The sequence below is a fragment of the Klebsiella sp. CN_Kp100 genome (assembly GCF_040065315.1).
Taxonomy (GTDB): domain Bacteria; phylum Pseudomonadota; class Gammaproteobacteria; order Enterobacterales; family Enterobacteriaceae; genus Klebsiella; species Klebsiella oxytoca.
This window is the reverse complement of record NZ_JBEAIJ010000002.1, coordinates 46,753-58,483: the sequence shown is the minus strand read 5'-3', so window position 1 is coordinate 58,483 and position 11,731 is coordinate 46,753. Positions and strand designations below refer to the sequence as shown.

Sequence of the window (11,731 nt, the reverse complement as noted above, 5' to 3'; positions counted from 1 at the left end):
GCATAACAGAATGAAATCTACTGTTTAATTCTAGCTAAAATTTGCCGCCTTCGCGCGGATTGCGCGGATCATCGCTTCCAGTCCTTGCGACCGTGAAGGCGTCAAGTGCTGCGTGAGGGCCATTTTTTCAAACCACGGGCGCACATCAAAAGCGAGGATATCCTTCGCCGTCATCCGATCGTAAAGAATAAACACCACCGCGATAAGCCCTTTCACAATAGCGGCATCGCTATCGCCGCGAAGCGCAATTGCGCCGCTCTGCTCCTGCGTCATCACGATCCATACCTGGCTCTGGCAGCCCTGAATGATGTTCTGCGCGCTATGCTCTTCCGGGCTCAGCGGCGCAAGGCGCTGCCCCAGTTCGATGATATAGAGATATTTCTCTTCCCAGTTCGCGCAACGGCTAAAGTTGCGCAGCAGTTTGTCTTTATCAGGTAACGCCGCCATAGTTGCTTCCTTTAGCTTAACAATTTGTGGATCCGCTGCAGGCCCGCTACCAGCCGGTCCACCTCTTCCGTGGTATTGTACATCGCCAGCGACGCCCGGCACATGGCAGGGACGCCGTAGAACTCCATGAGCGGCATGGCGCAATGGTGCCCGGTACGTACCGCAATGCCGTAGTTATCCAGGAAGCTGCCGACATCGTAGGCATGATGCTTGCCGAGATTAAAGGCAATCACCCCGAGCCGATTTTGCGGACCATAAAGGGTTAAATCCGCCACGCTCTCCAGCGCCTGCAGCGCGTAGCGCATCAGGGTTTGTTCATATTCCGCGATCTGCGTCAGACCCAGCGCGCTGACGTAATCCAGCGCCGCCCCCAGCCCGATGATACCGCCGGTGTTCGGCGTTCCCGCCTCGAAGCGCCACGGCGCTTTTGTCCAGGTCGTGCCTTGCGTCAGGCTGACCGTGGCGATCATCGACCCGCCCCCTTCCCAAGGCGCCATATCCTGCAGGATATCCTGCTTAACGTAGAGCATGCCGATACCGGTGGGGCCGTAAAGCTTGTGCGCGGAAAACGCGTAGAAATCACAGTCCAGAGCCTGCACGTCCACCGGATGGTGCATCACCGCCTGCGCGCCGTCCACCAGCACTTTGGCGCCGTGCTGATGGGCTAAAGCCACCAGGGCGGCGACCGGGTTTTCGGTTCCCAGCACGTTAGACACCTGGGTAATAGCCAGCAGCCGGGTGCGCTCATCAAACAGGCCGGGGATGGCATCGAGCTGCAGCGTACCGTCCTGATTCAGCGGGATGACCCGCAGTTCGGCGCCCACCCTGGCGCACAGCATCTGCCACGGCACGATATTGGCGTGATGCTCCATCGCGCTGACGATGATATTGTCCCCTGCGCCGACGTTAGCATTGCCCCAGCTGTTCGCTACCAGATTAATGCCTTCCGTGGTACCGCGAACAAACACCAGCTCTTCTGCCGATCGGGCATTCAGGAACGTCGCCCCCTGCTGACGCACCTGCTCCATCCGCGCCGTGGCTTCCGCGCTAAGGGTATGAATGCCGCGGTGTACCGCCGCATAGCCGTGGCGGTAAAACTCCGCCTCAGCGTTGATCACCGCTTCCGGCTTCTGCGCGCTGGCGGCGCTATCAAGGTAGGCCAGCGGCTGACCGTTCACCTCGCGATTAAGCACGGGAAAATCCGCGCGCACGCGTTCCACAGAAAATGTCATGCTTTACCTCCCGGCAAACGCTGGCCAATACGCGCCAGTATCTGCTGCCTGAGCGCCTCATCATCGATCGCTTCCGTGAGCTCCGCGGCAAAGGCGTAAAGAATCATCTGCTGCGCCGCCTGCTGCGTAATGCCGCGCGAACGCAGATAAAACAGCTGTTCATCATCAATGCGCCCGATGGTCGCGCCGTGGCTGCACTTCACGTCATCAGCGTAGATTTCCAGCTGCGGCTTGGTATCCACTTCGGACAGGCGGCCAAGCAGCAAATTATTGTTGGTCATCTGGCCATCGGTTTTAATCGCATGCTGGGCGACGTTGATCAGTCCATTAAACACCGCGCGCCCTTTATCGTTGACGATGGTTTTGTGCAGCTGACGGCTGTTACAGTATCCGACCTTATGATCGAGCCAGGTGCGGCTGTCGCACACTTCGTTGTTAACCGGCATCGCCAGCGAGTTAATCCGCAGGTTGCTGTTTTCACCGTTCAACTGCGTGCTGGTGTGGTGGCGCAGTACCGAGGCGCCGAGCAGAAAACTGCTGCTGAAGGCGGAGGCGTCGCGTCCGAGGGCCAGATCGTTATGGGCAAAGTGGTAGCTTTGCGCACTTTCAAACGCCAGCTTGATATGCTGCAGGTGGGCGTTATCCGCCACGGACATCGTCAGCCTTGCGCCGGTAAAATGGGCGGCGTCGTTGAGGCTCAGATAGTGTTCGATAATAGTCGCCTGCGCGCCGCTCTCCAGCTCCAGATGGTGGCGATAGTGGGCGGTGTTCATTTCATCGCCCGGCAGCCCGCGCGTCATGTGCATGATCAGCAGCGGCTTTTCCGGACGCTGGTGGCGCCCGACCCGGATATGGGTGACGCTGGTCGCCAGGCTTTCGGTCAAATGCAGAAAAACTTCGGGCTGAACGGCTTCAGGCAGCGGCTGACGGTCGTTATCTACCCGCACCTCAAAGCCGCTGGCGGTCAGGTCGTCGCTCAGGCGTTCGTTAAACTGGCCGTCGACAAAAACCAGACGCCATGCGTCCACCGCCAGCCCCAGCGCGTCGCGTTGGGCCGCCGTCAGCGTCTGCGGTTCCGCAGCGACAAAAGTATGGTTCAGTAACGCATCCAGCGGCGTATATTTCCAGTTTTCATGTTTACGCGTCGGCAGCCCCAGCCGCAGAAGCTGTTGCAAATGCTGATGCGCCTGCGGGCTGCGCTGCTCGCTTTGCGCTTCAAACAGATGGTGCCACTGCTGCAGCGCGTTACTGCTGTTCGGTAAGCCAGCCATAGCCCTGCTCCTCCAGTTGTTTGACCAGAGTAAAATCGCCGGATTTAACAATCCGCCCCTGGTACAGCACGTGGACGTAATCCGGCTTGATATAGTCGAGAATGCGCTGATAGTGGGTGACGATAATAAACGAGCGCTTGCCGTCGCGCAGCGAGTTGACGCCGTCGGAAACAATCTTCAGGGCGTCGATATCCAGCCCGGAGTCCGACTCGTCCAGGATGCACAGCTCCGGTTCCAGCACCGCCATCTGCAGGATATCGTTGCGCTTTTTCTCGCCGCCGGAGAAGCCGACGTTAACCGAGCGGGTCAGCAGATCCTCCGGCATCTTCAGCAGCTTAATTTTGTCCTCCATCAGGTCCTGGAAGTCAAAACGGTCAAGCTGCTCCTGGCCGCGGTAGCTGCGCACGGCGTTCAGCGCGGTTTGCAGGAAAAACTGATTGCTGACGCCGGGAATTTCAACCGGATACTGAAAGGCCATGAAGATGCCCTCGCCAGCGCGATCTTCAGGGGAGAGTTCCAGCAGATCTTTGCCTTTAAACTCCACGCTGCCGCCGGTCACCTCATAGTCTTCACGTCCGGCAAGCGTGGCGGAGAGCGTACTTTTACCGGAACCGTTCGGGCCCATAATGGCATGCACTTCGCCGGGGCGAACGTCCAGATTCAGTCCGCGCAGGATCTCTTTGTCTTCAACGGCGACCTGCAAATTTTTTATACTTAACATCTTATTTCCTTTGTTATCAGCCGACGCTGTGTTCAAGGCTAATCGCCAGTAATTTTTGCGCTTCTACGGCAAACTCCAGCGGCAGCTCTGAGAAGACATCCTTACAGAAACCGTTAACGATCATCGAGATGGCATCATCTTCGCTGATTCCGCGCTGCAGACAGTAGAACAGCTGATCTTCGCCGATACGGGAGGTGGTCGCTTCGTGCTCAAGCTGCGCGCTGTTATTACGGCATTCTACATACGGGAAGGTATGCGCCCCGCTGTCCGGGCCAATCAGCATGGAGTCGCACTGGGTGAAGTTGCGCGCGTTGGTCGCGGTGGGCATGATTTTGACCAGGCCGCGATAGCTGTTCTGGCTGTGGCCGGCTGAAATCCCCTTCGAGATAATCGTCGAACGGGTGTTTTTGCCGATATGGATCATCTTGGTGCCGGTGTCCGCCTGCTGGTGGCCGCTGGTCAGCGCTACCGAGAAGAACTCGCCAATGGAGTTATCGCCGCGCAGAATACAGCTCGGATACTTCCAGGTGATTGCCGAGCCGGTTTCCGACTGGGTCCACGACATTTTGCTGTTCTCGCCTTCGCACAGGGCGCGCTTGGTCACGAAATTAAGGATCCCGCCGGTATTATTGTCGCCGGGGAACCAGTTTTGCACCGTGGAGTACTTCACCTCGGCATCTTTATGAATGATCACCTCCACCACCGCCGCGTGCAGCTGGTAGCTATCGCGTACCGGCGCCGAACAGCCTTCGATATAGCTCACGTAGCTGCCTTCGTCGGCGACCAGTATGGTGCGTTCGAACTGGCCGGTTTTCTCCGCGTTGATGCGGAAATAGGTCGACAGCTCCATCGGGCAGCGCACGCCTTTGGGCACATAGATAAAGGTGCCGTCGGAGGCTACCGCCGCGTTAAGGGCGGCAAAGAAGTTGTCGTTGCCCGGTACCACGGTGCCGAGGTATTTCCTGACCAGTTCGGGATGATCGTGAATCGCTTCGCCGAAGGAGCAGAAAATAATCCCCTGCTCCGCCAGCTTTTCGCGATAGGTGGTCGCCACGGAAACCGAGTCAAAAATGGCGTCGACGGCCACCTCCCGCCCTTCGCGAACCGGTACGCCGAGAAGGTTAAACGCCTCTTCGACTTCGCTGGTCAGAAACGCACTGGACCCCGTTTGCTGTAGAGCTCCGGGCTCAGAAGCGCAGGCGTCATCGCAGTTGCCGCAGGAGGGCGCTGAGTAATAGCTGTAATCCTGATAATTCAGCTTGTCGTAGTGCGCTTTCAGCCAGTGCGGCTCTTCCATTGCCTGCCAGGCCTTGAAGGCGTTCAGACGAAACTCCAGCATCCATTCTGGTTCATTGCGGCGTGCAGAAATCGCCCGAACCACCTCTTCATTTATGCCTTTCGCCAGCTCATCGGTCTGTAGCTGGGTAAAAAAGCCCTCTTTATAGTTGAGTGGCCCGCCGCTCCAGGTTTTGACATCGTCAGTTGCTTCAGTATTACGAGACATAGTTACTCCGCCTGAACGCCAAAACTTTCGCCGCAGCCGCATTCGTGCTGCGCTTTGGGGTTATGAAATTTAAAGATCTGGTTTAAACCTTCGCGGACGTAGTCGAGCTCGGTGCCATCGATAAACGGCATGGCCTGCAGCGGCGCCCACAGTTTCGCGCCATCGCGCTCAAAAAGCAGATCGTCCTGCGCCGGTTCAGCGATGAGTTCGAGAACGTAGCCAAAGCCGGCGCAGCCGCTGGTTTTAACGCCCAGGCGTAGCCCCTGCTTGTCGGGTTGTTTGCTGACCAGTTCGCGAATATGGGCGGCGGCGGCTGGGGTCATCGCCAGGCCGCGCCAGCTGAAATCTTCGGGATTAAAAGTTCCTGCATGTGAATCCATCGCTCTACCTCATAGGTTGACGCCATCAGGGCATACCCACTATGTTAGTGATAATGATTATCACTTCAACCCATCCAGAGAAGGGGTATTGTCCCCGCAGGCTCATTTCTTGCGCTTTTTATAAGCATAGACCCTGTGCTCGGCGTTTTCAGCCTGCGAATTTCTGTTTTAATATATTGAAAAATAATAAGATATTGACGTTTGGCGCACTTAATTGCAGGCAATGGCAAAGATGTATCGAAAATACCGATTTATAAAATAGGCGCGGGAAAAAGCACTTTTCATCTACTTGCTGGACATTCAATGAGTTACACGCTTCAGGCCGCAACAAGCCAGCGTGCCGGCAGCAAAATCATCTGACAGCACATTGAGATAAAGCCATAGCGACGGATCGCCTGCAACCGATAATGAAAATACCCCACTACCACTGATGATATATTTTCTGGCATATTTATCTTCAATGGATATTTCGCTGATCCTGCAACGAATATAACCAGCGTGATCTTCGGCGTTTAACTCATTGATTTAAGGATTATCATGAATAATGTCATTCTCAGCATCATCGCGAAAATTTCAGCGATGGATGCAGAAAACAAGCAGCTTGCTGCGCAGGTTGAGGCCCAGTCGCTGCTGATAAGCGCATTGATGCTTGCCATTGGCGAGGAAGGAGGGGTCGCGGAGCTGGTTGGGAATGTGACCAAAGCAATTAACTCGGTGCTTGAATCATCGGAAGATATTCTTAAATCCGACGCTGAGCTTCTGCTGACTAAATTTCAGGAGCAAATAGCGCTCACGCAATTGATTAATACCCACGAAGATAAAATTAATCAAGCCGCACTCGGCGGCGGAGAGGCGACCAAAGGCAAACGCGTGGACTAAGCGGAGCCCTGCTTCCAGCGAAGTCCTGCCGCCTGTTCGCCGCGTCGGCGTCCACCGTGGCATCGGTTGATGCCGCGCTGCGCATAACGAGGCGCGGCGGCCAATAAACAGTATTAATATTTTCTTCACGTGCGTATCCGGCGGGACGATGGCATTTACCTCCCATTGCCCCTCTGGCTCCCGCGCCGCCTGATGCGCCACCCGACCAACATGCCAAATTGAGACGCTGTTTGCCCCCTCACTAACGCGAATCCATTCATGCAACGAAACCTATTCGTTTTCATTATAAGTGCTGTCATTTCACAGAAATAAAGATTTATTCAGTGCCGGCTGGCTCCTGTAGAATGCGCTGCTAAATTTCCTTCATCTTTTCACGCAATGTCGCAACGGCGACCGATCGGGAACCTGTGTTGTACTGAACTATGGATATAGAAACAGATGTCATGTCGATGTGTATGGTCGTCCTGTTAATTATTAGCGTTTTGCTCGATTAACCCCATTTCCCCCTTAAATTTCGTAAGCCTCACCGTCGCCGGACAGGCTTTCACATTCGTGAAGAAATAAGGAGATTCATAGGATTCGCCCGCCGTGGGATTGTTTGCCAAAAGCGTTGCCTCTAAGCTTTTATCGACATACTTATGAGGTAACAAAAATGAAAAAAACTATCATTGCGCTCTTCGCCGTCGTTTCGATTACCGTCACCAGCGCGTTTGCCGCCGATGCAGAGAAAGCCGAAACGCCCTTACCGGCGGCTGAGGCGCATAATGCTGGCCATCCCCCCTTCGAGCTGACTCAGGGTTATGGCCCAATGCCTTTCCCTGTGCCGCCGAAAAAACCGGTTATTTTCTCCGCCACCGTAGCCACCGATAATCCGGTCGAAACGATCAATAAACTCACGCCGCTGATTCCAGCCAGCAAAGCTAAACATTATGAAGTGCGCGTTGAAGTCGTGCCGGTCCCCGATATGCCCGCGCTGTAAGCGCGTATCGTGGTAATAGAATGAAAGAGGGGAAATTAAACACTCGGACATTTTAGAGATATTAAAAAGGCTGCCGACAATGGCGGCAGCCTCTGCACTTTATGGCGTTGCTGGTGCGGTTAGCTTCTGATCTTACGGTAGATGAAGAGTACGACCAGCGCACCAATCACCGCGACGACAAAGCTGCCGAAATTAAAACCGTCGACCCGGCCAAAGCCGAAGAAAGTACTAATCCAACCCCCGACAACTGCACCGATGACACCGAGAATTACGGTAACGATAAACCCGCCGCCGTCTTTCCCCGGCATAATCCACTTGGCTAAAATACCGGCAATAAGCCCAAAAATGATCCATGAAATGATACCCATAGCTAACTCCGTCCTCTTGTTACCTTGTAAATTCTGGTATTAAAAATATTAGCATAAATATTAACGATGTTTGATAAATTTATATTTAACATGGATGAGCTTGTCATATCAAAGATAATGGTCTACGCGCTAAAGATGTCGCACAAATAAGCGACCAAAGAATATAAAAGGTAGAAGGCTAATAATCCCTGGTGAGCAGCAAAGTTAAGCCAGGACTTTTCTTATAAAGCGTTAACATTGGGCCTGGTTAAATCTCAATACAAATAACAGTGCAAACCGGCAGCTAGCGGATATAGCGTAGGTACGTTCAGCGGTGATGAAGGATGGCAGGTAATAAGTATTAAAGGGGAAATCTTCCCCCTTAATTGACTTAAATTACGGCTGTGGTCAACCGCGACGAACAGCAAAGACGCCCCTGCTCATCAGTAATGTCGATCTGCCACACCTGGTGACGGGAGCCGACGTGCAGCGCCCGGCACACGCCGCGAACCCTCCCGCTGCGCACCGAACGAATATGGTTGGCATTGACCTCCAGACCGACCACCTTCTGTTCGCCTTCGCTGCACAGGTAGCCCGCCACCGAACCTAACGTTTCCGCTAATACCACCGATGCGCCGCCGTGCAGCAGGCCAAACGGCTGATGGGTACGGCTGTCTACCGGCATGGTCGCGGCGATGGTCTCGTCGGTCATGGCCTCGAAGCGTATATCCAGCAGGCCGACCATGTTCCCGTCGCCCATCGCATTCAGTTGCTCCAGCGTGCTGTAACGTTTCCAAATCATCCCATAATCTCCAGTAGCGCCTGCAGCGGATGGCGTACGCCGCTGCCTTCAATACGCTTCACCTGGCTACGGCAGGAGTAGCCGGTGACCAGACAGCGGTTGCGCGGCAGGCGCTGCATCGCCTGCTGCCAGGAGAGCGCGTAGATGGCCAGCGAATTGGCGTGATTCTTCACTTCATGACCGTAGGTCCCGGCCATACCGCAGCAGCCCACGTTAACGTTTTCCAGCTTCGCGCCAAAGCGTGCGAAGATATCCGCCCACTGCCGGGTAGAAGCGGGAAGCGCCGTCACCTCAGTACAGTGACCAAACAGATACCACGACTCGCCGCCTTGATCCTGCGCTGCGGTTTCCGTCAATGCCTGCGGCAACCATTCATGCACCAGCATCACGCGAAAATCGCCGCGCTTGTCGCCCAGCACCTGGTTGTATTCATCGCGATAGCAGAGCACCAGCGCCGGATCGACACCCACCATCGGCATGCCGAGCTGGGCCACGCGGTTAAGGAAGTCGGCAGTTTTCTGCGCGGTGCGCGCGAATCGCGTCAGGAAGCCCTTAATATGCTGCGCCTTGCCGTTGGGAGAGAACGGCAGCAGCACCGGCTGGTATCCTACTTTCTCGATCAGGCGAACAAAGTCGGCAACCACCTGCGCATCGTAATAGCTGGTGAAGGGATCCTGAACCACCAGCACCCTCTTCGCCCTCTGCTCAGGACTCAGCGCTTCCAGCTGTTCCAGGGTGGTATTCGCCGAACGGTGGCCGACCATCTGCTGCTTCAACGATGGGACGGAAAGCAGCGGAAGATCAACCATACCAATATGCTTTTCTGATAGCTTGCGCATCCACGGCTGATTGATAAAGAAGTTGAAGGTCTTTGGCGCATGCGCCATCAGCGGCGCGTAGGATTCAACCGTCGCCACCAGATGGTCGCGAACCGGGCGCAAATAGCGGCTATGGTAAAGCTGCAGGAAACGCGAACGGAACTCCGGAACGTCGATTTTAATCGGACACTGGGTCGAGCAGGCTTTACAGGCCAGACAGCCGGACATCGCCTCTTTAACCTCATGGGAGAAATCGTACTCGCCTTTACGTGCGTGCCAGCTATTGCGGGTACGCTCCACCAGAGTACGCAGGCTGGCGCGTTTTTCCGGCAGATCTTTTTCCAGCTGATTGGGGTCGATGCCGCGGTCCGCCAGCAGGCGCAGCCATTCACGCACCAGCGTTGCCCGCCCTTTCGGCGAGTGAATACGGTGGTTGCTGACCTTCATCGACGGGCACATCGGGCTTTTGGCATCAAAGTTGAAGCACAGGCCATTGCCGTTACACTCCATCGCGCCGCGCCACGAGCTGCGCACGGCGATAGGGATCTGCCGATCGAATGTCCCGCGCTTGACCGCATCCACCTTCATCATCGGCGCATCAACGCCTTCCGGAGGACAGATTTTACCCGGGTTCAGACGGTTATCCGGGTCAAACGCGGCTTTAATTTTGCGCAGTTCGCCGAACAGCTCTTCGCCGAAGAATGCCGGACTGTATTCAGCGCGAAAACCCTTGCCGTGTTCCCCCCACAGCAGACCGCCGTACTTAGCGGTTAACGCGACCACGTCATCGGAGATCCGCTTCATCAGCATCTCTTGCTGCGGGTCACACATATCCAGCGCCGGCCGCACGTGCAGCACGCCGGCATCGACATGACCAAACATACCGTAGCTCAGCCCGTGGCCGTCGAGCAGCTCACGGAATTCAGCAATATAATCGGCCAGGTGTTCCGGCGGCACGCAGGTATCTTCGGCGAAAGGTATCGGTTTGGCGGCCCCTTTGGCATTCCCCAGCAGCCCAACCGCTTTTTTCCGCATCGCGTAGATGCGCTCGACGCCGTCCAGCTCGTGACAAACCTGCCAGCCGATTACGCCCGCCTCGTTGCGTGCTATCAGTTCATCCAGGCGCTGACACAGGGTCGTCACCTGGTCATCAATCAGTTCGGCGTCATCACCGGCGAACTCGACGATATTCAGCCCCAGCATCTCCTTATCCGCAACGTCGGTAATGAGCTCGCTAACCGAATGCCAGACAATATCCTCCCGCGCCAGATTGAGCACCTTCGAGTCGACCGTTTCGACCGAAAGCGCCTTCGCTTCCACCATAAACGGCGCGTTGCGCAGCGCAGAGTTAAAGGAATCGTACTTAACGTTGACCAGCCGGCGCACTTTCGGCAAACGGGTGATATCCAGCCGCGCTTCGGTAATAAACGCCAGCGTGCCTTCGGAACCGGTCAGGATTCGGGTCAGATCAAATTCGCTCATGTCGTCGTTGAACACGTGGCGCAGATCGTAACCCGTGAGGAAACGGTTAAGTTTCGGGAATTTATCGATAACCAGCTGCCGCTGCGCTTTGCAGCGTTGATATACCGTGCGATAGATACGCCCGATCGCCGACTGTTCTGCGCCCAGGGTTTCCGCCAGCGCCGCCGGGATTGGCTGAGTGTCAAGAATATCGCCGCCGATCAGCACCGAGCGCACGCCGAGTACGTGATCGGAGGTTTTACCGTAGACCAGCGACCCCTGCCCGGAGGCGTCGGTGTTGATCATCCCGCCAAGCGTGGCGCGGTTGCTGGTCGACAGTTCCGGGGCAAAAAAGTAGCCGTACGGTTTAAGAAACTGATTAAGCTGGTCCTTAATGACCCCCGCCTCCACCCGCACCCACCCTTCTTCGGGGTTGATTTCAATAATGCGGTTCATATAGCGGGACATATCGACGATGATCCCGGCGTTCAGCGCTTGGCCGTTCGTGCCGGTGCCGCCTCCGCGCGGGGTAAAGATCAGCGTTTTAAAACGCTCTTCCGCCGCCAGTCTTGCCAGCAGAGCCACGTCTGCCGTGGAACGGGGGAATAAAATCGCATCCGGCAACAGCTGATATACACTGTTATCAGTTGCCATCGTTAGCCTGTCGGCGTAGCTGGTGGCGGTATCGCCGGTAAAACCCTGTTGCTCCAGTACCTGCAAAAAATTCAGCACCAGTTGAACGACACCTGGCGCTTGAGAAATCTGTGGGATCATGACGCTCGACCCTGCCTGACTATGTTGTGTTGTAAGTGATTAATCGTTTGCGTGACGCACCCAACTTTTTATCACATTTTTTTCATATGCGCCCGCCAGAATTAAGGGCAAAATCA

General features: G+C 55.5%; 11 protein-coding genes. 2 read left to right on the top strand and 9 right to left on the bottom strand.

What is annotated here, in order from left to right:
- Nucleotides 1-30: 30 nt before the first annotated feature.
- The 6 genes from sufE to sufA are packed head-to-tail and all read right to left on the bottom strand — an operon-like array spanning nt 31 to nt 5,555.
- Nucleotides 31-447: a cysteine desulfuration protein SufE gene (sufE, locus tag ABLV12_RS02335; RefSeq protein ID WP_160886012.1), complete on the bottom strand. Its 417-nt coding sequence runs from the start codon at nt 445-447 to the stop codon at nt 31-33.
- 11 nt (nt 448-458) lie between these two features.
- Nucleotides 459-1,679: a cysteine desulfurase SufS gene (gene sufS / locus ABLV12_RS02330; RefSeq protein WP_016807788.1), complete on the bottom strand. Its 1,221-nt coding sequence runs from the start codon at nt 1,677-1,679 to the stop codon at nt 459-461.
- Nucleotides 1,676-2,950 (bottom strand): Fe-S cluster assembly protein SufD, encoded by a 1,275-nt coding sequence (gene sufD / locus ABLV12_RS02325; RefSeq protein WP_108704943.1) that lies wholly within the window; start codon nt 2,948-2,950, stop codon nt 1,676-1,678. Before sufD ends, sufS begins: the two co-directional genes overlap by 4 nt.
- On the bottom strand, nt 2,925-3,671 hold the full coding sequence (sufC, locus tag ABLV12_RS02320; RefSeq protein ID WP_004102917.1) for a Fe-S cluster assembly ATPase SufC: 747 nt from the start codon (nt 3,669-3,671) through the stop codon (nt 2,925-2,927). The genes sufD and sufC overlap by 26 nt, the downstream gene beginning before the upstream one ends.
- A 16-nt stretch (nt 3,672-3,687) precedes the next feature.
- On the bottom strand, nt 3,688-5,175 hold the full coding sequence (gene sufB, locus ABLV12_RS02315; RefSeq protein ID WP_004102919.1) for a Fe-S cluster assembly protein SufB: 1,488 nt from the start codon (nt 5,173-5,175) through the stop codon (nt 3,688-3,690).
- Nucleotides 5,176-5,177: 2 nt separating this feature from the next.
- Nucleotides 5,178-5,555 (bottom strand): Fe-S cluster assembly scaffold SufA, encoded by a 378-nt coding sequence (sufA, locus tag ABLV12_RS02310; RefSeq protein ID WP_004102921.1) that lies wholly within the window; start codon nt 5,553-5,555, stop codon nt 5,178-5,180.
- A 537-nt stretch (nt 5,556-6,092) separates the two neighbouring features.
- Here sufA and iraP point away from each other — a divergent pair.
- Nucleotides 6,093-6,434 (top strand): anti-adapter protein IraP, encoded by a 342-nt coding sequence (gene iraP, locus ABLV12_RS02305; RefSeq protein WP_004102923.1) that lies wholly within the window; start codon nt 6,093-6,095, stop codon nt 6,432-6,434.
- Between the two features lie 652 nt (nt 6,435-7,086).
- The gene (locus ABLV12_RS02300) at nt 7,087-7,413 is read left to right on the top strand and encodes a hypothetical protein (RefSeq protein WP_004102933.1); all 327 of its coding nucleotides are present in this window, start codon (nt 7,087-7,089) and stop codon (nt 7,411-7,413) included.
- Nucleotides 7,414-7,532: 119 nt separating this feature from the next.
- Here the strand turns inward: ABLV12_RS02300 and ABLV12_RS02295 are convergent, their stop codons facing one another.
- The 3 genes from ABLV12_RS02295 to ABLV12_RS02285 form a co-directional block, all read right to left on the bottom strand.
- Nucleotides 7,533-7,781 (bottom strand): GlsB/YeaQ/YmgE family stress response membrane protein, encoded by a 249-nt coding sequence (locus ABLV12_RS02295; protein ID WP_004102935.1) that lies wholly within the window; start codon nt 7,779-7,781, stop codon nt 7,533-7,535.
- 370 nt (nt 7,782-8,151) lie between these two features.
- Complete coding sequence (gene menI, locus ABLV12_RS02290) at nt 8,152-8,562, bottom strand: 1,4-dihydroxy-2-naphthoyl-CoA hydrolase (RefSeq protein WP_064397646.1); 411 nt, start codon at nt 8,560-8,562, stop codon at nt 8,152-8,154.
- Nucleotides 8,559-11,615: an FAD-binding and (Fe-S)-binding domain-containing protein gene (locus ABLV12_RS02285; RefSeq protein WP_004113593.1), complete on the bottom strand. Its 3,057-nt coding sequence runs from the start codon at nt 11,613-11,615 to the stop codon at nt 8,559-8,561. Before ABLV12_RS02285 ends, menI begins: the two co-directional genes overlap by 4 nt.
- Nucleotides 11,616-11,731 lie beyond the last annotated feature (116 nt).

Excerpts from the sequence above, each read along its gene's own strand:
- sufE (WP_160886012.1), bottom strand. The coding sequence starts at position 447 with ATGGCGGCGTTACCTGATAAAGACAAACTGCTGCGCAACTTTAGCCGT.
- sufS (WP_016807788.1), bottom strand. The coding sequence starts at position 1,679 with ATGACATTTTCTGTGGAACGCGTGCGCGCGGATTTTCCCGTGCTTAAT.
- sufD (WP_108704943.1), bottom strand. The coding sequence starts at position 2,950 with ATGGCTGGCTTACCGAACAGCAGTAACGCGCTGCAGCAGTGGCACCAT.
- sufC (WP_004102917.1), bottom strand. The coding sequence starts at position 3,671 with ATGTTAAGTATAAAAAATTTGCAGGTCGCCGTTGAAGACAAAGAGATC.
- sufB (WP_004102919.1), bottom strand. The coding sequence starts at position 5,175 with ATGTCTCGTAATACTGAAGCAACTGACGATGTCAAAACCTGGAGCGGC.
- sufA (WP_004102921.1), bottom strand. The coding sequence starts at position 5,555 with ATGGATTCACATGCAGGAACTTTTAATCCCGAAGATTTCAGCTGGCGC.
- iraP (WP_004102923.1), top strand. The coding sequence starts at position 6,093 with ATGAATAATGTCATTCTCAGCATCATCGCGAAAATTTCAGCGATGGAT.
- ABLV12_RS02300 (WP_004102933.1), top strand. The coding sequence starts at position 7,087 with ATGAAAAAAACTATCATTGCGCTCTTCGCCGTCGTTTCGATTACCGTC.
- ABLV12_RS02295 (WP_004102935.1), bottom strand. The coding sequence starts at position 7,781 with ATGGGTATCATTTCATGGATCATTTTTGGGCTTATTGCCGGTATTTTA.
- menI (WP_064397646.1), bottom strand. The coding sequence starts at position 8,562 with ATGATTTGGAAACGTTACAGCACGCTGGAGCAACTGAATGCGATGGGC.
- ABLV12_RS02285 (WP_004113593.1), bottom strand. The coding sequence starts at position 11,615 with ATGATCCCACAGATTTCTCAAGCGCCAGGTGTCGTTCAACTGGTGCTG.